This window comes from Streptomyces yongxingensis (genome assembly GCF_055597465.1).
Genome location: NZ_CM145717.1, coordinates 3,176,267 through 3,199,907, shown reverse-complemented (window position 1 = coordinate 3,199,907; position 23,641 = coordinate 3,176,267). Strand labels below are relative to the sequence as shown.

Here is a 23,641-nt window from a genome sequence, read left to right as displayed (position 1 = left end):
GTGAACGGGTCGCGTCAGTCCAGCAGTTCGTACGCGGGCAGCGTCAGGAACTCGGTGTAGTTCTCGTCCAGCGCGACCTTCAGCAGCAGATCGTGCGCCTGGTTCCACCTGCCCGCGGCGAAGGTCTCCTCGCCGACCTCCTCGTGGATCGCCGCCAGTTCCTCGGCGGCGACCTTACGGACCCGATCGGCGGTGGCCTTCTCGCCGTTCTCGAAGACGATCCCCGCGTTGACCCACTGCCAGATCTGGGAGCGGGAGATCTCGGCGGTGGCCGCGTCCTCCATCAGGTTGAAGATCGCGACGGCGCCCTGCCCGCGCAGCCACGCCTCGATGTAGCGGATGCCGACCGCGACCGCGTTGCGCAGCCCCTCGTACGTGGGCCTGGCGTCGAGCGAGGCGATGTCGATCAGCTCGGCCGCGGTGACGTGGACGTCCTCGCGCAGCCGCTCCTTCTGGTGCGGCCGGTCGCCGAGGACCGCGTCGAAGGAGGCGCGGGCCACCGGGACCAGATCGGGGTGGGCGACCCAGGAGCCGTCGAAGCCGTCGCCGGCCTCACGGTCCTTGTCGGCCTTGACCTTGTCGAACGCGACGGCGTTGACCTCGGGGTCGCGGCGCGAGGGGATGAAGGCCGCCATGCCGCCGATCGCGTGGGCGCCGCGCTTGTGGCAGGTGCGGACGAGCAGTTCGGTGTAGGCGCGCATGAACGGGGCGGTCATCGTGACCGCGTTGCGGTCCGGCAGGACGAAACCGGGGCCGCCGTCGCGGAAGTTCTTCACGATCGAGAAGAGGTAGTCCCAGCGGCCCGCGTTGAGCCCGGAGGCGTGGTCGCGGAGCTCGTAGAGGATCTCGTCCATCTCGTACGCCGCCGTGATCGTCTCGATCAGAACGGTGGCGCGGATCGTCCCTTGTGGAATGGAGAGGTGGTCCTGCGCGAAGACGAAGACGTCGTTCCAGAGGCGGGCCTCGAGGTGGGACTCGGTCTTGGGGAGGTAGAAGTACGGCCCCTGGCCCCGGGTGAGCAGACGGCGGGCGTTGTGGAAGAAGTACAGCCCGAAGTCCACCAGGGCGCCGGGGACGGGGCGGCCGTCGGCGGCGCGCAGATGGCGCTCGTCGAGGTGCCAGCCGCGCGGCCGGGTGACGACGGTGGCCAGCGCGTCGTCGGGCCGCAGGGCGTAGCTCTTGCCCTCGGGGGAGGTGAAGTCGATCCGGCGCTCATAGGCGTCGATCAGATTGAGCTGACCGCCGATCACATTGGCCCAGGTCGGTGCGGATGCGTCCTCGAAGTCCGCGAGCCAGACCTTGGCGCCCGAGTTGAGGGCGTTGATGGTCATCTTGCGGTCGGTGGGGCCGGTGATCTCCACCCGGCGGTCCTCGAGCGCGGGTGGGGCCGGGGCGACGCGCCAGTCCGGGTCGTCCCGGATGTGGGCGGTCTCCGGGAGGAAGTCGAGGGTGCTGGTGCGGGCGATCTCGGCGCGGCGCTCGGCGCGGCGCGCGAGCAGCTCGTCCCGGCGCGGGGTGAAGCGGTGGTGGAGCTCGGCCAGGAAGGCCAGGGCCGCGTCGGTCAGCACCTCCCCCTGACGCTCCAGCGGTTCGGCGTCGACGATGGCCAGCGGGGACGGCGCTGGTGCGGACATGGGCTGTCACTCCTTGGGCGAGTCTCGGCTGGGCGCTCGCGATGCTTCTGCTTTGTGGATAGTAAGTTTCTCATGGTGGAAGTTCAATGTGCTGTTGAACCGCCACCTTGCCCGTCGGTGCCCCTCACTCCAGCAGCGTCAGGTCCTCGGGGGTGTCGATGTCGTCCGTACGGGCGATGTCCGAGCAGTCGACGAGCCTGATCGCGGACTGATGCGCCCGCAGATAGGCGCGTGCCCCCCGGTCGCCCACCGCACTCGCGGTGATATCGGCCCACCGGTCCGCGCCGAACAGCACCGGATGCCCCCGCTCCCCGCCGTACGCGGCGGCCGCCAGGGTGGACGGCGAACGGTACGCGGCCACCACCCGCGCCACGGCCTCGGCGCCGATCCCCGGCTGGTCCACCAGCGCGACCAGCGCCGCTTCCGCGCCCGTACCGGCCAGTGAGGCGAGCCCGGCCCGCAGCGAGGAGCCCATGCCCTGCTCCCAGTCGGGGTTGTCCACCAGGACGTACCCGTCCAGCCGGGCCCGCGCCCGTACGGTCCCGGCCGCGGCGCCCAGCACGATGTGCACCGGGGCGCAGCCGCCCTCCCGCAGCGCGTGCGCGGCGTGCTCCACCAGTGGCCGTCCCCGATGCGTCAAAAGGGCCTTGGGGCGCCCGCCCAGCCGCCGGCCGCCCCCGGCGGCCAGCACGATCCCGGCGACCTGCGCGGAGTCCTCCGTTGTGCGTTCCATGGGCCCTGCTTACCGCACATCGGGGCCGCGCGGGGGCTTCATCCCAGCCGGTCTGATTTTCGCTCTCCGTATAGCGCGTCGTGCACTGAGTGGCGTTAACTGATCCGCGGCCCCTTGTGTCCGAATCCACGCGAGGTGGAGGGTTGGGGCGGCCATGCGGGAGAGGGGGCAGGCTCGTGCGAGAGGGCGCGAGGGGGAGAAGGGCAGTGTTGGCCAACGATGGCGCGAGGCTCTGGGGTGAACCCGGCGCCTTGTCAGTGGAGGGCGCCGCAGTCGTGGAAGTCAGGCGAGTGGCGGGCACCGAGGACGATCCGAGGGCGGCCGAGCTGCGCCGTGCCGTGGCCCGGCTCAGGCGCGAACTGGCCGCCCACCCGGCGGAATTACCCGACCGGGCGATCGCGGACGACGAGCTGGCCGCGCTCGACGCCATGGCCCGCACCGGCGCCCCGGAGCTGCACCGGCTGCGCCGCTCGCTGCTCCTCATCGCGGGCGCCCTGGGCTCGGTCAGCGCCCTGGGCCCCGCCCTGACGGGTGTCCGCGTGGCGATCGACCAGTTCGGCAATGTGCCACAGACGGGCATAGGGAGGGACTGAGCGCCCGGACAACGGTCAACGGTCAAGCCCGAGCCGCCCAGCCCGACGGCCCCGCCCGCGCCGGGCGGTGGTCCGGGTCCGCGTGGTCCCGCTTGCGTCGGGTGGCGGCCGGGCGTTCCCGCCCGGCGCCCGGGGGCGCCTCAGCGGTCTCGCGCGCACCGGCGTCGCCTCAGCGGTCCCGCCCGCACCGGCGTCGGCCCGGCGGTCCTGCCAGGCTGTGGGTGGCCCAGTGGTCCGGACCCACCTCGGTGGTCCGCCGCCGGGCGATGGGGCGCGTGCGTCGAGCGGGACGTCAGGTGCGGCCTGCGGCGGGCTGCTCCCCTCCCCGCCCCTTCCCGAAACTGGGGCTCCGCCCCAGACCCCTGGATCGGGGCTCTGTTCCTGGCTCCGGGTCGGGGTTCTGTTCCAGGGTCCGGGTCGGGGCTCTGCCCCAGGCCCCCGGGCCTGGGCTTCGTTCCCTCCCGCGGCATCGATATGGGGCTCCGCCGCGTGGCGGGCTCCGCCCCAGGCCCCGGGGTCCAGGGGCGGAGCCCCTGGTTACGGGAAGGGGCGGGGAGGGGAAAGCATCGCTACGCGACTCCGCCGCGTGGTCCGCCGGACACCCCATGGGGGCCGCCCGCCGTTCCCCTCCGCCGTCAGGCGGACCCCGTGCTGGCCAGCGCGCCCGACAGCTCCGCCGCGACTTCCTTCAGGATCGGCACGATCCGCTCCGTGGCCTCGTCCGTCACCCGGCCCGCCGGGCCCGAGATGGAGATGGCCGCCGGGGCGGGGGAGTCGGGCACCGAGACGGCGAGGCAGCGCACGCCCATCTCCTGCTCGTTGTCGTCCACCGCGTAGCCCCGTTCGTGGACTTGCCGCAGCGCGTCGAGGAACTCGTCCGGCGAGGTGATCGTCTTCTCGGTCGCCGCAGGCATGCCGGTACGCCCCAGGAGCGCGCGCACCTCCTCGGGGGGCGTGCCCGCCAGCAGCGCCTTGCCGACGCCCGTGGTGTGGGGCAGCACCCGCCGCCCGACCTCGGTGAACATCCGCATCGAATGGCGCGAGGGCACCTGCGCGACGTACACCACCTCATCGCCGTCCAGCAGCGCCATGTTCGCGGTCTCGCCGGTCTCCTCCACCAGCCGCGCCAGATACGGCCGCGCCCAGGTGCCCAGCAGCCGGGACGAGCTCTCGCCGAGCCGGATCAGCCGGGGCCCGAGGGCGTAGCGGCGGTTGGGCTGCTGCCGGACGTAGCCGCAGGCCACCAGCGTGCGCATCAAGCGGTGGATGGTGGGCAGCGGCAGCCCGCTGCTGGTGGAGAGCTCGCTCAGTCCGACCTCGCCCCCGGCGTCGGCCATCCGCTCCAGCAGATCGAAGGCGCGCTCCAGGGACTGGACGCCACCGGATCCGGCGGTGGTGGCGGCGGTCTTGGACTCGGCGGACGGCACGTCGGTGTTCCTTTCCCAGCGGTCGGCACCGGTCCGCACGCGGTGACGATCCGCTGCCGACCGGCCACGGGCAGCCTACCGGTCCCCGGCGACGCCCACAGCGGGCTTGGAAATGCTGTCGGTGCCGGTCACGGCCGGTATGGGGGACTGGCCATGATCGGCCGATGCCGGAATACCGGGTTCCCTCGACGCCGGTGGCGGGGCTGGCTAGGTTCTCTGTATCGAAAGTCAACTTTCATCCTACGGAATCGACGTCCTGAATCACTGGACCGGAACCGCTGCGGGAGTCCCATGCGCATCCTCGTGCTGAACCCCAACACCACCGCCTCCATGACGGCCTCGATCCGGGCCATCGCGGAGGCGAGCGCGAGCCCCGGCACCGAGATCGTGGCCACCGAGCCGCTGTGGGGGCCCGAGTCGATCGAGGGTCACTTCGAGGGCTATCTCAGCGCCGCCGCCGTACTGGACCGACTGGCCACGTACGACGAGCCCTTCGACGCCCTCGTGATGGCCGGCTTCGGCGAGCCGGGCCGCGAGGGGGCGCAGGAACTCCTCGACGTACCGGTCCTCGACATCACCGAGTCCGCCGCCCAGCTGGCCATGATGCTCGGCCACGCCTACGGGGTCGTCACCACTCTCGACCGGGCCGTACCGCAGATCAGGGACCGGCTGCTCACCGCCGGGCTGGCGCAGCGCTGCGCGGCGGTGCGCGGCACCGGCCTGGGCGTGCTGGAGCTGGAGGAAGACCCGGAGCGGACCGTCGAGGCCATCGTGCGGACCGCGCGCGAGGTGGTGGAGCGGGACGGCGCCGAGGTGATCTGCCTGGGGTGCGGTGGCATGGCCGGGCTCCAGGACCAGGTCTCGGCGGCACTGGGCGGGGTCCCGGTCGTGGACGGCGTCGCCGCCGCGGTGCGGTTCGCCGAGTCGGTGGTCGGGCTCGGTCTCTCCACCAGCAAGGTGCGCACCTTCGCCCCGCCCCGTCCCAAGGCCATCGGCGGCTGGCCTGTCAGCGCACGGCCGTCCTGATCCCACGGGTGAGTCCGCGGGCAACGTCGGCGTAATCGAACGGCAACACCTTCAAGGCACCGTCATGCGGAAAAGTTATTCCGGACGACTCTTATGGAGGGCGCCATGGCACCACCCGCCACGCCAGACCCCCGTCTCTACAACGAGGACCTCGCCCCCGCCGTGGAGCGCAAGTGGGGGACGTACAGCATCTTCGCCATGTGGATGTCCGACACCCATGCGATCAGCAACTACGCCTTCGCGGCGAGCCTGTTCGTGCTGGGGCTGCCGACGTGGGAGGTGTTCCTGGCTCTCCTGGCCGGTGTCACCATCCTCTACTGGCTCATGAACCGCATGGGCCACGCCGGCCACCGCACCGGTGTGCCCTTCCCCGTGCTCGCGCGGGCCAGTTGGGGGGTGTACGGGGCCAATATCCCCGCCCTGCTGCGAGCGGTGATGGCGGTCGCCTGGTACGGCATCCAGACCTGGCTGGCGTCGGAGGCGTTGATCCTCCTCGGCGTCCAACTGGCGCCCTCGCTCGCCGAATACGACCACAACTCCGTCTTCGGGCTGTCCACCCTCGGCTGGATCGCCTTCCTGGTGATGTGGCTGCTGCAGGCGGTGCTGCTCACCCGGGGCATGGAGTTCATCCGCAAGGTGCAGGACCTCGCCACCGGCCCGGTGGTCTGGCTGGTCATGCTCGCGCTCGCCGTCTGGCTGATCGCCAAGGCGGGCGGGGACATCTCGCTCACCGAGAGCCTGACCGGGCTCAGCGCGGGTGAGCAACTCCATCAGAGCCTGATCGCGGTCAGTCTGACGGTCGCGACCTTCCTCACCCTCGTGCTCAACTACGCCGACTTCGCGCGGTTCACCCCTGACCACCGGGCCTACCGGCGCGGCAATCTGCTCGGGCTGCCGGTCAACTTCACCGCCTTCGCCGTTGTCGCCGTGCTGATGACGGCCGGCACGATCTCGGTGTTCGGCGAGGCGATCTCCGATCCGGTCCAGGTCATCGCGAAGATCGACAACCCGGTGGTCACGGTGATCGGCGCGCTGTCGTTCATGGTGGCCACCATCGGCATCAACGTCGTCGCCAACTTCGTCTCGCCCGCGTACGACTTCGCCAATCTCGCGCCGAAGTACCTCGACTTCCGGCGCGGCGGCATGATCACGGCGGTGCTGGCGATCGTGGTCATGCCGTGGAAGCTCTACTCCAGCCCGGTCGTCATCCAGTACTTCCTGGGTGCCCTGGGTGCCTTCCTCGGTCCGTTGGTCGCCGTCCTGCTCGTGGACTACTACCTGGTGCGGCGCGGCCGTATCGACGTCGACGCGCTCTTCAGCGCCGATGAGGCGGGGGCCTACTACTACCGCAAGGGCTTCAATCCGGAGGCGATCATCGCCTTCGTGCCCTCGGCCGCGGTGTCGGCGGTGCTGGCCCTGGTCAAGGGGTTCGAGGACGTGGCCCCGTTCTCCTGGGTCTTCGGCATGGCCCTCGCCGGGGGTATCTATGCCCTGAGGTCCGCCAAGGTCCGCACTGGCGGTGCGCTGGTCGACGTGCCGATTCCCTCGCAGGTCACGTCGGGTGGGGCCTTGACCGGGGCCGTCCACGGAGTGAATCATGTGAATGATTCAACGGAAAGTTGATTCCGGTTCGCGGAAGTGTCGAGGGCGAGGGGCGAGGAGGGTGTCGGTGTCCGACGTCGAGCTGGTGCTGCGCTCGGCCAACGTGGTCACGCCGGACGGCCCGCGCGCGGCCTCCGTGGCCGTCGCCGACGGCCGCATCGTGGCCGTCGGGCCGTACGACGCCCCGGACCCGGACGGCGCGCGGGTCGAGGACCTCGGCGACGACGTCCTGCTCCCCGGCCTCGTCGACACCCACGTCCATGTCAACGACCCCGGCCGCACCGCATGGGAGGGGTTCGGCTCCGCCACCCGCGCCGCCGCGGCCGGCGGTGTCACCACCCTCGTCGACATGCCGCTCAACAGCGTCCCGCCGACCACCACCGTCCCGGCCCTGGAGGTCAAACGGGCCGTGGCCCGGCGGTCGGCCCATGTCGACATCGGGTTCTGGGGCGGCGCCGTGCCCGGGAACGCCCAGGAGCTGCGGCCGCTGCACGACGCGGGCGTCCTCGGCTTCAAGGCGTTCCTGCTCCCCTCCGGCGTGGACGAATTCCCGCCACTCGCCCCCGACCAGCTCCGGACCGCCCTACGGGAGATCGCGGGCTTCGGCGGACTGCTCATCGTCCACGCCGAGGACGCCCGCCTCATCGACGGCGCCCCGCCGCCCACCGGCCCGCGCTACGCCGACTTCCTCGCATCCCGCCCGCGCGCCGCCGAGAACGAGGCCATCGCGGACCTCATCGCCCTCGCCCGCGAGCTGCACGCCCGCGTCCACGTCCTGCACCTCTCGTCCGCCGACGCGCTGCCGCTGATCGCCGACGCCCGCCGTAAGGGCGTCCGGATCACCGTGGAGACCTGCCCGCACTTCCTGACCCTCACCGCCGAGGAAGTCCCCGACGGCGCCACGGAGTTCAAATGCTGTCCGCCCATCAGGGAGGCCGCCAACCAGGACGCCCTGTGGGCGGGCCTGGCGGCCGGGGAGATCGACTGCGTGGTCTCCGACCACTCGCCCTGTACGGCCGACCTCAAGGTCGGCGACTTCGGGCGGGCCTGGGGCGGCATCTCATCGCTCCAGCTCGGGCTCCCCGCCGTCTGGACGGCGGCCCGGAGGCGCGGCCACACCCTTGACGACGTGGCCCGCTGGATGTCCACCGGCCCCGCCGCGCTCGTCGGTCTCGACCGTAAGGGCGCCATCGACGTCGGGCGCGACGCCGACTTCGCGGTCCTCGCCCCCGACGAGACCTTCACCGTGGACCCCGCCGCCCTCCACCACCGCAATCAGGTCACCGCCTACGCGGGCAGAACGCTGTACGGCGTCGTACGGTCCACATGGCTGCGCGGCCGGAAGATCGCCGACCATGGCACGCCGACCGAACCCACCGGCCGACTCCTGGAAAGGCAGCCCCGCCCATGACCGCGCCGCTGGTAAGGGCAGCCCCGCCCATGACCGCGCCGATGGAAAGGCAGGCCCGCCCATGACCGCGCCGATCCCCCGCTTCACCGGCGACGCCGCCCCGTACGGCGGTGGCGATCCGTACGCCGACTACCGGACCGCCGACCTCCCCTTCACCCACCTCCTGGACCTGGCCGACCGGCGGCTGGGCGGAAGCGTGATCGCGGCCAACGACGAGTTCTTCGCCGAGCGCGAGAATCTGCTGAAGCCCGAAACGCCGCGCTTCGCCCCCGAGTCCTTCGGCCACAAGGGCAAGGTCATGGACGGCTGGGAGACCCGGCGGCGGCGCGGGGCCTCGGCCGACACCCCGCATCCGGCCGAGGACGACCACGACTGGGCCCTGGTCCGCCTCGGCGCGCCCGGGGTCGTCCACGGCATCGTGGTCGACACCGCCCACTTCCGCGGCAACCACCCGCGGGCGGTGAGCGTCGAGGCGACGGCGGTGGACGGCACCCCGTCCCCCGAGGAGCTCCTCGCCGACGACGTCGTATGGACCGAGCTCGTCCCCCGTACGCCGATCGGCGGCCACGCGGCCAACGGCTTCCCCGTCTCCGTCCGCCGCCGCTTCACCCACCTCCGCCTCAAGCAGCACCCCGACGGCGGCATCGCCCGCCTCCGCGTCCACGGCGAGGCCGCCCCCGACCCGGCCTGGCTCACCGCGCTCGGCACCTTCGACCTGGTGGCGCTGGAGCACGGCGGGGCGGCCGAGGACGCCTCCGACCGCTTCTACTCCCCGCCCGCCAACTCCATCCGGCCGGGCCGCTCCCGCCGTATGGACGAGGGCTGGGAGACCCGCCGGCGCCGGGACAAGGGCCACGACTGGGTCCGCTACCGCCTCGCCGCCCAGGGGACCATCCGCGCCGTGGAGATCGACACCGGCTGCTACAAGGGCAACGCGCCGGGCTGGGCGGCGCTGTACGGCCTCGACGCGACGTCCGGCGCGGACCCGGCCGACCACACGGCCCCGGCCTGGACCGAACTGCTGCCCCGCACCCGCCTCCAGCCCGACACGGTCCACCGCTTCCTCCTGGACGCGGCCCCGCCGGTGACCCACGTCCGGATCGACATCTACCCGGACGGCGGCGTGGCCCGGCTGCGGCTGCACGGCTCGCTGACCGAACACGGCGCGCAGCGGCTGGCGGCGCGCCACGCGGAGCTGGGCGGCTAGCTCCGGCGCTACAGGTACTGGACGCGGATGCCGGGACCGAGTTGTTCGGCTCCGGTGACTGTTTGCGTCCTGCCCACCTTGATGGTGAGCTGCGTCGGGTCCGAACGCCCAGCCAGGGACGAGAGGTCCAGGGGGCCGGGGTTCGGACCTTGGCATGCGCCGAAGAACACCAATTCGAGGGAAGGAGCGGCGTTGAGCGGGCTGAGGTCCGCCGGAAGGGCGCAGCCGTAGAAGCTCAGGTCCGGGATGCGCAGGAAGGCTGACAAGACGGGGAGGCATGCGGTGAAGTCGAAGCCGCCCAGCCACAGTCGTTCGGAGATGGTTGCCGCTGAAAGGCTCGCGAGGTTGCGCGGAGTCCCCGAGCCTGCCAGGTACAGCCTGTCGAGCGACGGTAGATCGTGGAGAAACCCCAAGTCAGGATCGTGGGGCAGGACTCCCAGGTTCAGTGTCGTCAAGGTCCCCGGCACGGGGATCTCGCTCACGGGAGGGAGGGAAGACCAGCCGACGAGGCTCAATTCCTCAAGGTGCGTGAGCGCGCTCAACGGTGAGGCGTCCTCCAGGGCAGTGTCTCCGGTGATCGAAAGCGTGCTGAGCTGGGGGTGGGAGGCGAGCGGGCTCAGGTCGTTGTCGCCCACCAGCCGTAAGATCCACAGCGAGGAGAGTCCGGGGAGATCTGTGAGCGTCGCGAGACCGGACGTGAGTGGATAGCTGATCGACAGCTTTCGTACTGACCCCAGCTTCCTGGCCGCGGCCCACTGACTTGGGTGGGAGAGCTTCAGCGTGACGCGTTCCAGGGAAAGCTTGGCGAGCACCCGCTGGGCGTACTCGTCCGGATCGAAATACTCCCAGGCATCGGCGAGGTCTTGGTGCGCACCGACTCGTTCCGCCTCCGCGTAAGCATCCAGCACATCGAGCGCACGCTCGCCACCGATGAGCGCGGCGGTCCGCACGGCCGCCCTGGCGGCCGCGTCCGTGAGACCGTCCAGCGAGCGCGGCAGCCGACGGAGCACCGGGTCCCCCACCGCCGCGAGTGACACGGCGTCCTTACGGCGCCTCGGCGGCACCAGCACCCGGAGGTTCTCGTCCAGCCGTGCCGCGAGCCCCTCCGGCACGGACTCCATCGTCTCCAGACAGGACGCCGCCAGCAGCCGCAGGCTCCGCGCATGGCGGCGTTCGGCCTCCGCGCGGTCCAGGATGCCGGTGACGAGTTCCTGCCGCTGACTGCGGTTGGCATGTCCGGCGGCCATGATGATGGTCTCCCGCCAGGTGTCCAGATGGGCCCGCTCGACCAGATTGCCGATGCGGTCCTCTGCCGCCGCCTCCTCTGCCGCCAGGTACTCCTGGAAGCTGCGGTGCAGGAAGTCGATGCGGTCCTCGGCGGGGACGCGCAGCACCCCCGAACGCGACACCAGGTGATCCAGCACCGCCTCGCCCCCGGCGTCCAGATGGCGCATCGACGCCACCTTGACGGTGACATGGGCCAGCGCCTTCTCCGTAGAGATCTCACTGCGGTTGTTGTCCGAAAGCCGCCACGCCAGATCCCGCAGCACGCACAGCTTGTCGGTCAGGCTGAGCTGTACGTCCAGCGCGCTGGGCACCCCGCGCTCCGCGTCGCGGCGCTGCACCAGCAGTTCCAGGGCTATGCGGTACAGCTCCATGCGGTTGCGCGGCAGCCGCCGGCGCCGCCCCAGGTGCAACGCGCACAGCAGCGCGGCCAGCAGGGGGCTCGCTGCGAGCGTCCGCAGATGAGGGCGGTCCTGGAGCGCCGCCAGCAACGCCCGCTCGTAGTGCGGCAGCTCCTCCAGGGCGCACGGCAGATCGCCGCCCTGGGCTCCCACCGCCTGATGCCACTGCCGTACGAACGCCCGCAGATCCGCGGGCGTCATCCGCTCCAGCCCCACCGGGGCGAAGCCCTCCGCGCGCAGCCAGTCGCCGCGCGCGGCGGTCGGCCGGGACGTCACCACCGTACGGGTCTGCGGGTAGGCGTTGAGCAACAGCCGCAGCCACTCCCGGACCTTGCGCCGTTCGCCCGCGACGAGTTCGTCCACCCCGTCGACGAGCAGCAGCACCCGCCCCGCCTGAAAAGCGCGATCCACCCAGGCGCGGGGCATATGACCGGTCAGCGGCCCGGCCGTGGCGTCCAGCAGTTCCTCCGGGCGCGGCAGCTCGCGGGAGGCGTAGCGCCGCAGTTTGACCAGGACGGGGACCAGGCCGTTCCACTCGGCCAGATCCCCGCTGAAGGCGCCGCGTGCCGCGGTGACGGCCAGCCAGTTGAGCAGCGTCGTCTTGCCGGAACCCGCCTCCCCGCGCAGCAGAATGCGAGCCGACTCCTTCAGCGCCGCCTCGACCCGTACGCTCGCCGACGACTCCTGCTCGGGACCGTCCCATGAGCTGATGCCCGTCCGCAGCCGTTGGTCGGGCCCACCGGCCGACCTCGGCGCGGCCCGGCCGTCTCCGTCCGTGCTGACCCGCAGACTGATGTAGGCGACGGACAGCTTGGTGCGCGGGGCCTGACCGGCGGTGAAGCTGAACAGCTCCACCTCGTCCAGGGTGCGGCTGAGGAACTCCAGGTACTCCCTGCGGAAGGCGGTGTCCAGATCCGCCCCCTGCGGCGCGTACAGCGATCTGACGGGGAGCCGCTCCAGCACCCGGCTCAGCTCGGAGCCGAGCTCGCCGACCCGCCCCAGCAGCTCGGCGATCCCGCGCTCGGTGAAGACCGGGAGCCGCTGCAGGATCCGCACGTAGCAGTCGCAGCACTCGGCCAGCAGCAGCTCGTAGAAGTGCGTGGCCGCCTCGCCCAGCCCGGCGGGCGGGGGAGCGGAGGCCCGCACCCGGCGGGCCAGCTCGGCGGGGTTGGCGTCGGACCCGAGGATCGCCTCGTCGGACAGGTCCGCGTGGGCGAAGGCCGCCGTAACACCGTCGAGCGCCGCCTGCCGCCCGCCCTCCTCCAGGCCGCGGAACTCATGCCCGCACATGGGCTCCAGCCGCGCCGCGACCGCGTCCGCGATCTGCTCGAACTGCCGCTCCACGCCCCGCTGCGCCCGCAGCCCCGGCACCCGCCGCCGGACCAGGGCGGACATCTCCATCCGGCTCTCCTGCTCGCGCCGGCGCGGTTCGAGCCATATCCGCACGACGCGGGTCGCGACCGTCCGCCCCAGATTGATGGCGGCTGCCTCAGCGCTCACTCCGCAGACCCCTTTCTGGACGCACCACTCTGGCTCCCATCCGGTTCCGGCCGGCCAAAGCCGCCTGACGGCCTGGCGGGTCCCGGTTTCCCATCAGCTTAGGAACAGGACCCCGTGGCGCGGCGGTTCCGCTTACGCCCAGTCAACTAGCCCTTGGGCCAGTGAGAGCTCCAGGGCCTGTCGTGGGGTCTCCGGGGCTCTCTCGTGTGCGGCGCCCGGGGGATGCCGCTCGGGGCTCCGTGGGGCACGGGAGGCCGGGACACTCCTATGCGGCGGCAGGCGGCTGCTCCCCCTCATCCGCCGGGGACGGCTGATCGTCGGCCTGGGACGACTCGGGCTTCTTGGCACGCCTCCACGTGTCGCGCGCACGGATTATCTGTGTCCGTGTCGGCTGGCCGGGGCGCCGGGCGGCCGGGCGTCATGTTGAGACCGATCACCCCGTCGGCTGCGGGACCCCGATCGGGTTGGGGAAGCGGAGGGCGGCGGCGCAGGCGGTGGTGAGGGGGGTGAGGAGCCGGACCAGGGTCGCCACCTGCTCGGGGGCCAGCGGACGCCAGGGGCGTTCCGCCGCTTGGTCCGTGGCGGTCTCGGCCGTCCGGAGCAGTTCGCGTCCGGCCTCCGTCGCGGTGGCGTCCGGGGTGAGGAGGCCACGGTCGGTCAGGCGCTGGGCGGCGGCGTCCCACTCCTGGTCGGTCCAGCCGCGGTGGGGCTGGAGCTCGGCGCGGGGGACGTCCACGGCGGAACGGAGGACGAGGGCTTCGCAGCCGTCGAGACCGGCGGCCACGAGGACCGCGACATGGCCGTCGCCGCGGTGCTCGCGCAGCAGGGTCGCCGCATGCCACAGCCGCTCGACCGGTTTGTCGGGAAAGTCCAGCACGCCGTTCGCGGCGGCCAGCACCCGGCCGGAGCCGTCCAGCCCGGCCGCGCGCGGGACCAGGGCCTCGGCGGCGCGCTCCACCTCGCGCTCGTGCCCGGCGAGCAGCCGGGTGAGGGCGGCCGCGGCGCCCGCGCGGCGGAGCTCCAGGGCCCGCTCGGGCGCGGTCAGGGACCAGACGTCGGGCAGGGCGCGGGCCACCATCGCGGGGGCGAAGGTGAAGAAGGACGCCACGACGGGCTCCGGCCCGACCGGCCCGAGGGGCGCGGCACGGCCCGCGAAGTAGCCGCGCCAGAAGCCGCGGAGCCCGGCGTCCTCGTACGCGGCCAGGGCCTCCGGGGCGAAGTACGCGACCGCGTGGATCGGCTCGTAGAGGGCCCACATGGTGCGGGCGGTCGTCGCGGCGCTGGTGTTCATCGCCATGCTCCCTGCTCCCTTCGGCATCGACCCGGGGCCGGCCCACGACCGGCATTGTGTCAAGCTCACGGAACCTGGTGGTCCGGGTCGGACGTTGACTCGGATGTCCGGTTATGACGGCACCTGGCACCACCTGACGCGACCCTCGAGGAGATTGGCTGTGACCCTGCGGCAAGAGATCGTCGGCAACGCCATGCAGATGGCGGTCTGCACCCTCCACCCGGGGCAGACCGTCTACTGCGAGGCCGGAAAGTTCCTGTTCAAGACGTCGAACGTGACGATGGAGACCCGGCTGTCCGGGCCCGGCGGGGGCGGCGGTCAGTCCGCCGGGGGCAACGGCGGGAGCGGCGCTGGCGGTGGCATGGGCGGGATGCTGCGCCAGGCCATGGGCACCGCCATGCAGGTGGGGCAGCGGGCGCTGGCGGGGGAGTCGCTGGCGTTCCAGTACTTCACCGCCACCGGTGGCGAGGGCACCGTCGGCTTCGCGGGGGTGCTGCCCGGTGAGATGCGGGCGCTGGAGCTGGACGGCACGCGGGCGTGGTTCGCGGAGAAGGACGCCTTCGTGGCGGCGGAGTCCACCGTGGAGTTCGGGATCGCCTTCCAGGGCGGGAAGACCGGGCGCAGCGGCGGCGAGGGGTTCGTCCTGGAGAAGTTCACCGGGCACGGCACCGTGATCATCTGTGGCGCGGGCAACTTCATCGACCTCAACCCGGCCGATTTCGGTGGCCGGATCGAGGTCGACACGGGCTGCATCGTGGCCTTCGAGGAAGGCATTCAGTACGGCGTGGAGCGCATCGGCGGGCTCAACCGCCAGGGGCTGATGAACGCGGTCTTCGGCGGTGAGGGACTGTCGCTGGCCACGCTGGAGGGCAATGGCCGGGTGATCCTCCAGTCGCTCACCATCGAGGGCCTGGCGAACGCCCTGAAGAAGGCGCAGGGTGGCGACAAGCAGGGGCCCACGGGCGGGATGTTCTCCACCCACGCGGGGTGACGGCCCGGCCCCGGCCCCCGGACGTCGCCTACGGCCCGGCCCCCGGCCCTGGGCGTCGCCTACGGCCTGACCCGGGCCCCTGGGCGTCGCCTACGGCCTGACCCCGGGCGGCAGCCCCCAGGTCAGCGCCTACTTCGCGCCCGCCACGTAGAAGAGGAAGAAGAGAAAAGCGGCGATGAAGTGGACGCCCACGAGGTAGATGAAGACCCGCACCGTGAACGTCATCGGCGCCCGGTCCTCCTCGTTCGGGCCGGTCCGGGCCGGCTTCGCGGGGTTCATCGGGGCATCGGTCGCACTCGCGTCGTTCGCGTCCTTCATGGCGTACCGGGCCTTCCTCGGCGAGCGGAGTCACCGAGGCACAGCTCGGCCGCGCCGCTCTGCAGCAGTGTGTGGACGAAGAGCAGATCCACGCCGCCGGGCGAGGCGGCGGCGATGCGGTGCGGGGTGAGCGAGTCGAAATGGGCCGCGTCGCCCGCGGAGAGGGCGTGCACGGTCTCGCCGAGCGTCAGCCGCAGCCGGCCCCCCAGGACGTAGAGCCACTCCTCGCCGGGGTGGACCCGCACCAGCTCCTCCTGGACGGCGGAGCGCTCCGGTACGTGCAGCCGCAGCGCCTGCATGGCCCGGCCGGAGCCGCCGGCCTGCCAGTAGGTCCAGCCGCCCGCCTCCTGTGCCTCCATGCGGTCGGCGCGTACGACCGGGTCCCACTCCGCGGACACCTCGCCCAGGAGGTCGGATACCGTGGTTCCGTAGGTACGGGCCAGGGCCAGCAGCATCGGCAGCGAGGGCTGGCGGCGGCCCGTCTCCAGCCGGGACAGGTGCGCGGGCGAGAGCCCGACGCGAAGGGCGGCGGCCTCGAGCGTCAGACCGCTGCGTCGCCGCAGGTCACGCAGGCGGGGAGCGACGGTGGGCAGCTCGGCGGACGGTCCGCCGGAGTCACCGTCGGCCGGTCCGCCCGTGGGCCGCTCGGCGGGCCCGTGGGGGAGCGGGTTCATGTCTCCGGTATAGCCAGCCCTTGACCTCTCAGGCAAAAAGTTTGCCTCTGAGGCAAGAAGTTACGCTTTCGTCACCTCCTCCGACGCTTGGCGCAGTTCCTGTGAACTCCCGGAGAACGGCGGTCACTTGGCATTGACACGACAGCGTCTACGCGCGTCATGCTATGTCTATGACAATCCCCCCACGGATCGCCCGCATCGGTGCCCTCGGCGCCCTCGTCTCGACGCTGCTCATCGGCGGTACGGCCACCGCGGCCACCGCCGTCACCCCGGCGATATCGCAGACCGTTGCGTCGTCGCAGGTCATCGCCGCCGTTGGCGACATCTGCTACTCGGATCTGCCCTCCCAGGCCCATGACACCCTGGACCTGATCGAGAAGGGCGGCCCCTTCCCGTTCCCGCAGGACGGCACCGTCTTCCAGAACCGTGAAGGCGTCCTTCCGTCCCAGTCCTCCGGCTACTACCACGAGTACACCGTGATCACCCCGGGCTCCGACGACCGTGGCGCCCGACGCATCGTCACCGGTAAGCAGACGGACGAGGACTACTACACCGCGGATCACTACGCCTCGTTCGACCTGGTGGACCGCGGCTGCTGACGCGGCCACCGAAGACCGCCACCCCCCGCAACCGCGGCCGCTGCCCCCGCCGGGCAGCGGCCGCGGTGCTGTGCCCGCCCGCCCCGCCCTGTCCCGGGCCCCCTCCGCGCCCGCCGCTGTCCTGAATCGGCCACTGTCCCGGGAACTATCGGCCACTGTCCCGGGAACCCCGCGCGGGCCATTGTCGTTGCTTCCCGATACCGTCTCGGTAGCAGCGGACGTGCGGGGAGGCATGGTGGCGAAGGGTCCGGAAGTGGTCACGTGCGGAGAGGCGATGCTCCTCCTGCTCGCCGAGCCCGGGGTTCCGCTGGACCGGGCCGTGCATTTCCGCAGGTCGGTGGCGGGGGCCGAATCCAATGTGGCCGTGGGCCTCGCCCGGCTCGGCCACGGTGTGCGCTGGCTCGGCCGGGTGGGCGCCGACCCCGCGGGGGAGGCGGTGCTGCGCGAGCTGCGCGCCGACTGCGTGGACGTCGCCCACGCGATCGTGGACGACCACGCCCCCACCGGGCTGCTGATGCGGGACAGCCACGCGTACCGCGCCATCGATGTGCAGTACTACCGCATGGGCTCGGCCGCCTCCCGGCTGACGCCCGAGCAGATACGCCCCGAGGCCCTCGAAGGTGCCCAACTGCTGCATCTGTCCGGGATCACGCCGATGCTCTCGCCGACCGCGGCGGCCGCGAGCCGCCGCCTGGTGGAGCTGGCCCGTGAGGCCGGGGCCAAGGTGTCCTTCGATCCGAACGTACGGCACAAGCTGGGCGGTGCGGCGCAGTGGGCCCAGACGGCGGGCCCGTTGCTGCGCGACGCCGACATCGTGCTCGCGGGCGAGGCGGAGTTGGAGCTGCTCACCGCCCAACCCGCCGACGAGGCCGCGCGGGAGCTGCTGCGCGGCGGGGCCGACGAGGTCGTGATCAAGCGCGCCGACCACTCCTCGACCGTCCTCACCGCGGACGGCGGCTGGGACCAGTCGCCCCACGCGGTGCCGGTCGTCGATCCGATCGGCGCCGGTGACGGCTTCGCGGCCGGCTATCTGTCGGCGCGGCTGCGCGGGTTGCACGAGGACCAGGCGCTCGCCGAGGCGGCGTGCGTGGCCGCCCTGGTCGTCCAGGCCGCCACCGATACCGACGGGCTGCCCACCGCCGCCGCGCGGGACCGGGCGCTCGCCGAACTGTCCAAGGGCGGGGACGCGGTATACCGCTGAACCGACCGCGGCACCCACGGTCCACCGGAGAGCGCGCAGGCCGCGCACGCCACAACACCACAGAGCAGCACCGGTAAGACGGACAACCCGGATACCGATCCACCAAGCGCAGCACAGCACCGCGTATCGTCCACCGCACACCGAAACCGCCGCATATCCCGGAGGCAATCCGGGGCGGCATCGCCAGCAGCACCTGGGAGAGGAAAGGCGGCGACCGCCGTGTACCGCTGGGAGATCACCCGGGCCGCGCTCGCGCAGCGCGTGCTCGCCATCGTCCGTAGCGACAGCTACGACCACGCCCACGCCACGGCGGACAGCCTGCTCTCCGCCGGGATCACCAGCCTGGAGATCTCGCTGACCACGCCCTTCGCCCTGGAGGCGGTCACCACACTGATCCGGGAGGTCGGCGATGACGCGGTGATCGGCGCGGGCACGGTGCTCGATGGCGCCTCGGCCCGGATGGCGGTGGACGCGGGCGCCCGCTTCCTCGTCTCGCCGAGCCTGGACCCCGAGGTCATCCGCACCGGTCACCGCTACGGTCTGCCGGTCTTCCCTGGGGTGGCCACGCCCACCGAGGCGGTGCGCGCGATGGAGTTGGGCGCGGACGCCCTGAAGCTCTTCCCCGCCTCCGCCTACGGGCCCAGATGGGTCAGCGACGTACGGGCCGCGCTGCCGCAGGCCGCCGTGATCCCCACCGGCGGGGTGACCCTGGCCGAGGCTCCGGACTGGATCGCGGCCGGGGCCGTCGCCTGCGGAATGGGCTCGGCGCTGTCCGAGGGCGACCGGGACACCGTGGGCAAGCGCGCCGCCGAACTGCTGGCCCGCCTCGCGGATGTGGCGCCTCCGCTGGACCCGCCGCACGAGCCGTACTGACGGCGGTACACGACTCCCACGTATCCCATCCCGCGGTCAACGGCTTCCCGTGGGCCGGGACTTCTGCCACCCTGACCGCGCTGTGATCATGCGGCTCGTATCGGCCGCCCGCCCGCGCCCAGGAGGTGCCGTGAGACGTACCGTCACGCTGTCCGCCCTCGCCGCCGTGCTCGCCGCCACCGCCGCCGGTTCGGCGCTGGCCGTCGGCTCCACCTCGAAACCCGCTTCACAGGCCGAGTCGGCGCGGGCGAACGCCGCCGAGCGCGCCCGGCAGCAGCGCGGCACCCTGCTGGACCGGGTGCCCGAGCGCGGGGTGCTGCGGGTGTGCACCACGGGCGACTACCGGCCCTTCAGCCACCGCGACCCCGAGTCCGGCGCCTACACCGGCATCGACATCAAGATGGCCGGGGACCTCGCCAAGAGCCTGGACGCCAAGCCGACATTCGTGCCCACCACCTGGGCCGCCCTGGTGGACGACCTCGTCGCCGGACGCTGCGACGTGGGCATGGGCGGGGTGTCGGTGACCCTGACCCGCGCCCGTAAGGCGTCCTTCAGCGAGCCGTACCTCACCGACGGCAAGACGCCGATCGTGCGCTGCGAGGACAAGGACAAGTACCGGACGCTTGAGGAGATCGACCAGCCGGGCGTACGAGTCGTGGTCAACCCGGGCGGCACCAATGAGCAGTTCGCCCGAGCCCATATCAAACAGGCCACCCTCACCGTCCATCCGGACAACACCACGATCTTCGACGAGATCATCGCGGGCCGCGCCGATGTGATGATGACGGACGCCAGCGAGACCCGCTATCAGTCCGCGATCCACCCTGAGCTGTGCGCGGTCCACCCCGACGAGCCGTTCTCCTTCTCCGAGAAGGCGTACGTACTGCCGCGCGGCGACGCCCAGTTCAAGGAGTACGTCGACCAGTGGGTCCATCTGGCCACCCACGACGGTACGTACAAGAAGTACGAGGATGAGTGGATGAAGCGGTGATGAAGCGGTGACGCGGCGGCGGACACGAGAGCGGTGGAGCGGCTGAAAATCTGGGCATCGCCGTACGACTCTCGCGTCCGTCGCCCTGCCACCCGGCCCGGAGCGGGAAGATGGCCCCATGAGTCCCGCCCAACCCGCGCGCCGCCGCTCGGACGCCGTCGCCAACCGCGCCGCCCTCCTCGACGCGGCCGAACGGGTCCTGCTCCGCGACGGGCCCGCCGTGCCGCTGGACGTGGTGGCGCGCGAGGCCGGGGTCGGCATCGCCACGCTCTACCGGAACTTCGCCGACCGCGAGGAACTGTACGCGGCCGTCATGCACCGCTCCTACGAACTCGTGGCCGCCCTCGCCAAGGAGGCCGAGGACAGCGCGGCACCGCCGTTGGACGCGCTGGCCGGTTTCCTGCACGGGCTGCTCGCCGAACGGCACCATCTCGCCCTGCCGCTGCTCGGCGCGCCCGGCCCGCTCTCGGCGGACGAGGCCGACCCCCTCGGTTCGCGGATCTCCCGGTCGCTGGACACGGTCCTGAAGCGGGGTGTCGGCGACGGCTCGATCCGCCCCGACGCCACCGCCGCCGACCTCGTCGTCACCGGCGCGATGCTCGCCCAGGCCCAACTCCCGCCCGACGCCTGGGGGCGCGCGGCCCGCCGTATCGCCGCGCTCGTCCTGGAGGGTTTGCGCGCCCGCCCCGACACGGCGTCGCTGCCCGCCGGGCTCACCGGGGCCGAACTGGACCGGGTCATGACCCGTGGCGCGGGCGGAACGGCGGCCCATTAGCCTGTCGAACACAGCGGGATGCGCATTTGCGCGAATCCGGGCGCGGCCCTCGCGCGGGTGCTACACGCTGACGGATGCCGGTTGTAATGCCCTGGACCGGTGACCGTTTCCTCGCACCCGGAGAGACGACATGAGCAGCCCCCTCGGCCACCCCCTCGTGCGGACCTTTCTGTCCTCGGTCGAGCGGCGGACCGCGGCGCTTCCCGCCGCGTGGCGGGAGGAGTTGCTCGAGGACCTGCGCGAGGAGATCGCGGCCGCGCTCGCGGACGACCTCGCCGAGGATGCCGCTGGGGACGGTGATTCCGCGATCGGCGATGAGCGGGTGCGGCAGGTGCTCGACTGGATCGGAACCCCGGAGGAGATCGCGGCGGACGCGCTGGCCGAGGAGTCCGGCAGCATCCCGCCCGAGCCGGAGGACGTCGGCGCCACCTGGGTGACGCTCGGCCTCGCCGTGCTGCCCGTACCACTGTGCCTGGTCCCGGGCGTGGGCATACCCCTGGGGCTGGTCGCCGCCCTCGGCGCGCTCGTCCGGCTGTGGCGGTCCGCGCCGTGGGTCCGGCGCGAGAAGCGGCAGGCCACGCTGTTCGTCCTGTCGCCCCTGGTGACGGTGCCGGTGCTGGCGGTGGCGCTCTCCCTGGCGTTCGACGGGATCAGCGCCCCCGCGTTCGTGGCCTCCCTGCTGATGGCGCTCACCCTGCCCGTGCTCGGCGCCATACGGCTGGCGCGGTCCGCGGCCCGGCTGCGCGAGCAGGCCGGCGCGGGAGGGTGAGGGGCGAGCCCACCAGGTGAGGCGGCAACGCGGAATCGGTGCCGCTGCCAGGCCCGGTGAACCGTGCGCGGACCGGTCGGCGGAGGCCGGCTGCGTGCGCCTCGCTCTGGGCGCGGCTGCCTGGGCCCCCGCGAGCGCCCGGTGGACCGAGGCGACCGAGGGGGATCAGTTGGAGGCGGTCAGGGTTCGCAGTTGGGCGAACGACTGGCGAATGGCGTCGTGCAGGTCGAGGTCGTCGGCGGCGTCGACCCATCGTTGGAAGGCGACCCGGTACACCGCGGAGCCGGCCTCGGTGGCCAGGCTGGCCTCAGCGTCACCGATGCCCCGTCGTCGAAGCCCATCGGCGAGCGTGGCCGACATGCGTGCTTGCTTGATCAATTCACGTTCCCGGAGATCGGCATTGGCCATGATCACCGCGTGCCGCTTCCGTGCGAGCTCACGGTCACGTCCGATCATGTCGGCCGCGGCGAACAGCGCGGCCGCGACGAGGTCCAGTGTCGACGCCGTGTCGGGCGCCGCCTCCAGCGCGGCCAGCGCCTTCCCCTCCAGTTCGGATGACCAGTCGAAGAGGACCTCGCGCTTGTCGGCGAAGTGGCGAAAGAAGGTGCGGGCGGTCACGCCGGCCCGGTCGGCGATGTCGGCCACCATGGTCTGGTCGAAGCCACGTTCGAGATACAGGGCCAGTGCGGCCTCACGCAGTCGGCCACTGGCTCCAGGCTCCCATCGTCCCATGCCGCGAGTTTAGTGCTGTCGCTCGCCGGCTCCCCTCACTGATGTCATCAGGTGACATCAGTGGGGTAGAGTGATGTCACCTGATGACATCGATAGGGGGGTATTCACCGTGACGACGATGAAGCGCATCCAGTACCACCAGTACGGCGGTCCCGAGGTGCTGCGGTTCGAGGATTTCGAGCCGGCGCGGCCCGGCCCCGGTGAGGTCCTGGTCCGCGTGAAGGCAGCGGCCGCGAACCCGATGGACTGGAAGATCCGCAACGGCGAGCTGAAGATCATGACCGGCCGGAAATTCCCGCGCGGCTTGGGTCACGACTTCGCGGGCGTCGTGGCGGCGGTCGGCGCCGGCGTCACTCGACTCGGCGTCGGCGACCAAGTGCTCGGCGGGGCAAGTCTGAAGGCGGCAGGAGCGTTCGCCGAGATGGCCGTCGCCGAAGAGAAGTCGGTCGTGAAAAAGCCGGCGAATCTCTCCTGGGAGGAGGCCGCCGCGATCCCCGTCGTCGGACTCACCGCCTTCCAGGCCATGGTCGGCGCGAGCAAGCCGCACGCCGGGCAAGCCGTCTTCATTCACGGCTGCCTCGGCGGAGTCGGCCGATCTGCCGCACAGATCGCCTTGGCGCACGGCGCCTCCGTGGGAGGCAGCTGCCGTGGTGCCGCCATGCACGAGGCGCACGACCTCGGTATCACCCCGATCGTCGAATTCGACTTCGACGCGACGAAACTCGCAGGGCGATTCGACGTCGTGTTCGACACGGTCGGCCTACTGCCGATCAAAGCGGCACGGGTGTTGCTCAAGCCTGGTGGCCGCATCATCGACATCAACCCCACGCCGGCGAAGTTCGTGAGAAGCGCCCTGCCCGGGCCGTATCAGGTGCTGCTCGGGAAAGCCGTCGTGGCGGACCTGGACGCGGTCGCACAGGCTGCGGGTAAGGGGGTACTACGGCTGCCGGTCGCACGCACTGTGCCGCTCGGCAAGGCGATCGCGGCGCTCACGGAGCTCGAACGCAACCGCACACCCAGGGGTGGCAAGCTCGTCATCACGACCGAGTGACCATCGCGTCCTTCGAATCCCGATAAGTGTGGCCTCCCGGCCCTGAGTTCACGTTTCCGGACGAAATTCGGTGCCGACGAGGCGCGTCCTGCTCACGCCGCGTAATGACACCGTCAACCGCCACCGATGAGAAGCAAGTCGCGGAGACGCTGGCAACTCTGCCCTTCGCCCGGTTCTTCGACGCCGATGTCTACCCGACCACACCCCCGGACCCAGCGGAAGCCGCCCACTGACGTCGCGCTTGAAAGCGCGGATCAGAAGGGCATCGGGGTTGTCGAACAGGACGACGCCGTCCCGGGCAAGGCAGGCGGCTGCCTTCTCTGGCGCGGCGGGACGCCGAGCGCCGCGAGGTGGTGGCCGGGGACGGCTGCCGCTTCCGGCCGCGCTGCCCGTTCGCGATGGACGCCTGTGCGCGGCGTCCGCCCGAGGTCGGGGTCGGACCGGGGCACCGCTCCCGGTGCTGGCTGGGGGCGGACGGCGGTGGGCGGCCGGGGCCGTGACGGGTGACAGCGTTGTCGGCTCCGACTGATCACCTGTGCGTAGTTTGTCCTGACAACA

The 23,641-nt window shown here is 71.8% G+C and carries 21 protein-coding genes; 13 read left to right on the top strand and 8 right to left on the bottom strand.

Annotated elements, in window-relative coordinates; genetic code table 11:
- Positions 1-14 precede the first annotated feature (14 nt).
- The gene (aceB, locus tag ACZ6TD_RS13450) at positions 15-1,634 is read right to left on the bottom strand and encodes a malate synthase A (protein WP_471353831.1); all 1,620 of its coding nucleotides are present in this window, start codon (positions 1,632-1,634) and stop codon (positions 15-17) included.
- A 124-nt stretch (positions 1,635-1,758) separates the two neighbouring features.
- The gene (locus tag ACZ6TD_RS13445; RefSeq protein WP_471353829.1) at positions 1,759-2,367 is read right to left on the bottom strand and encodes a nucleotidyltransferase family protein; all 609 of its coding nucleotides are present in this window, start codon (positions 2,365-2,367) and stop codon (positions 1,759-1,761) included.
- A 275-nt stretch (positions 2,368-2,642) separates the two neighbouring features.
- Between ACZ6TD_RS13445 and ACZ6TD_RS13440 the strand changes: the two genes are divergently transcribed.
- A complete protein-coding gene (locus ACZ6TD_RS13440; protein ID WP_471353827.1) occupies positions 2,643-2,960 on the top strand; it encodes a DUF5955 family protein in 318 nt (105 codons plus the stop codon).
- Positions 2,961-3,595: 635 nt separating this feature from the next.
- On the opposite strand, the gene ACZ6TD_RS13435 is transcribed toward ACZ6TD_RS13440, so the two are convergent.
- Positions 3,596-4,387: an IclR family transcriptional regulator gene (locus ACZ6TD_RS13435; RefSeq protein WP_471357710.1), complete on the bottom strand. Its 792-nt coding sequence runs from the start codon at positions 4,385-4,387 to the stop codon at positions 3,596-3,598.
- A gap of 291 nt (positions 4,388-4,678) precedes the next feature.
- On the opposite strand from ACZ6TD_RS13435, the gene ACZ6TD_RS13430 reads away from it, so the two are divergent.
- The 4 genes from ACZ6TD_RS13430 (at position 4,679) to alc (ending at position 9,633) form a co-directional block, all read left to right on the top strand.
- Complete coding sequence (locus ACZ6TD_RS13430; RefSeq protein ID WP_471353825.1) at positions 4,679-5,413, top strand: aspartate/glutamate racemase family protein; 735 nt, start codon at positions 4,679-4,681, stop codon at positions 5,411-5,413.
- 105 nt (positions 5,414-5,518) lie between these two features.
- Entirely contained in the window at positions 5,519-7,036 is a 1,518-nt protein-coding gene (locus ACZ6TD_RS13425) for an NCS1 family nucleobase:cation symporter-1 (protein ID WP_471353823.1), read from the top strand.
- A 46-nt stretch (positions 7,037-7,082) separates the two neighbouring features.
- A complete protein-coding gene (gene allB, locus ACZ6TD_RS13420) occupies positions 7,083-8,426 on the top strand; it encodes an allantoinase AllB (RefSeq protein WP_471353821.1) in 1,344 nt (447 codons plus the stop codon).
- 61 nt (positions 8,427-8,487) lie between these two features.
- A complete protein-coding gene (gene alc / locus ACZ6TD_RS13415; protein WP_471353819.1) occupies positions 8,488-9,633 on the top strand; it encodes an allantoicase in 1,146 nt (381 codons plus the stop codon).
- A gap of 8 nt (positions 9,634-9,641) precedes the next feature.
- On the opposite strand, the gene ACZ6TD_RS13410 is transcribed toward alc, so the two are convergent.
- Together ACZ6TD_RS13410 and ACZ6TD_RS13405 are read right to left on the bottom strand one after the other, a co-directional pair.
- Complete coding sequence (locus ACZ6TD_RS13410; protein WP_471353817.1) at positions 9,642-12,818, bottom strand: NACHT domain-containing protein; 3,177 nt, start codon at positions 12,816-12,818, stop codon at positions 9,642-9,644.
- Positions 12,819-13,251: 433 nt separating this feature from the next.
- Complete coding sequence (locus tag ACZ6TD_RS13405) at positions 13,252-14,109, bottom strand: SCO6745 family protein (RefSeq protein ID WP_471357706.1); 858 nt, start codon at positions 14,107-14,109, stop codon at positions 13,252-13,254.
- Positions 14,110-14,269: 160 nt separating this feature from the next.
- On the opposite strand from ACZ6TD_RS13405, the gene ACZ6TD_RS13400 reads away from it, so the two are divergent.
- Positions 14,270-15,100, top strand: coding sequence for an AIM24 family protein (locus tag ACZ6TD_RS13400; protein ID WP_471353816.1), 831 nt, complete (start codon positions 14,270-14,272; stop codon positions 15,098-15,100).
- Positions 15,101-15,229: 129 nt separating this feature from the next.
- Here ACZ6TD_RS13400 and ACZ6TD_RS13395 read toward each other — a convergent pair whose 3' ends face one another.
- A complete protein-coding gene (locus tag ACZ6TD_RS13395) occupies positions 15,230-15,418 on the bottom strand; it encodes a DUF6126 family protein (protein ID WP_471353813.1) in 189 nt (62 codons plus the stop codon).
- Positions 15,415-16,092, bottom strand: a complete 678-nt coding sequence (locus ACZ6TD_RS13390; RefSeq protein WP_471353811.1) for a helix-turn-helix domain-containing protein — start codon at positions 16,090-16,092, stop codon at positions 15,415-15,417. The genes ACZ6TD_RS13395 and ACZ6TD_RS13390 overlap by 4 nt, the downstream gene beginning before the upstream one ends.
- Before the next feature lie 170 nt (positions 16,093-16,262).
- Between ACZ6TD_RS13390 and ACZ6TD_RS13385 the strand changes: the two genes are divergently transcribed.
- The 6 genes from ACZ6TD_RS13385 (at position 16,263) to ACZ6TD_RS13360 (ending at position 21,300) form a co-directional block, all read left to right on the top strand.
- The gene (locus tag ACZ6TD_RS13385) at positions 16,263-16,691 is read left to right on the top strand and encodes a ribonuclease (protein ID WP_471353808.1); all 429 of its coding nucleotides are present in this window, start codon (positions 16,263-16,265) and stop codon (positions 16,689-16,691) included.
- A gap of 232 nt (positions 16,692-16,923) precedes the next feature.
- Positions 16,924-17,892 (top strand): sugar kinase, encoded by a 969-nt coding sequence (locus ACZ6TD_RS13380; protein WP_471353806.1) that lies wholly within the window; start codon positions 16,924-16,926, stop codon positions 17,890-17,892.
- A gap of 219 nt (positions 17,893-18,111) precedes the next feature.
- Positions 18,112-18,765 (top strand): bifunctional 4-hydroxy-2-oxoglutarate aldolase/2-dehydro-3-deoxy-phosphogluconate aldolase, encoded by a 654-nt coding sequence (locus ACZ6TD_RS13375; RefSeq protein WP_471353804.1) that lies wholly within the window; start codon positions 18,112-18,114, stop codon positions 18,763-18,765.
- 130 nt (positions 18,766-18,895) lie between these two features.
- Entirely contained in the window at positions 18,896-19,756 is an 861-nt protein-coding gene (locus ACZ6TD_RS13370) for a transporter substrate-binding domain-containing protein (protein WP_471353803.1), read from the top strand.
- Between the two features lie 118 nt (positions 19,757-19,874).
- Positions 19,875-20,531, top strand: a complete 657-nt coding sequence (locus ACZ6TD_RS13365) for a TetR/AcrR family transcriptional regulator (protein WP_471353801.1) — start codon at positions 19,875-19,877, stop codon at positions 20,529-20,531.
- Positions 20,532-20,661: 130 nt separating this feature from the next.
- Positions 20,662-21,300 carry an HAAS signaling domain-containing protein gene (locus ACZ6TD_RS13360; protein WP_471353798.1) on the top strand — a complete coding sequence of 213 codons (639 nt, stop codon included), beginning with the start codon at positions 20,662-20,664 and terminating at the stop codon, positions 21,298-21,300.
- Positions 21,301-21,465: 165 nt separating this feature from the next.
- Here ACZ6TD_RS13360 and ACZ6TD_RS13355 read toward each other — a convergent pair whose 3' ends face one another.
- Positions 21,466-22,032 (bottom strand): TetR/AcrR family transcriptional regulator, encoded by a 567-nt coding sequence (locus tag ACZ6TD_RS13355; RefSeq protein ID WP_471353796.1) that lies wholly within the window; start codon positions 22,030-22,032, stop codon positions 21,466-21,468.
- Between the two features lie 118 nt (positions 22,033-22,150).
- Between ACZ6TD_RS13355 and ACZ6TD_RS13350 the strand changes: the two genes are divergently transcribed.
- Positions 22,151-23,083 (top strand): NADP-dependent oxidoreductase, encoded by a 933-nt coding sequence (locus ACZ6TD_RS13350; protein ID WP_471353794.1) that lies wholly within the window; start codon positions 22,151-22,153, stop codon positions 23,081-23,083.
- Positions 23,084-23,641 lie beyond the last annotated feature (558 nt).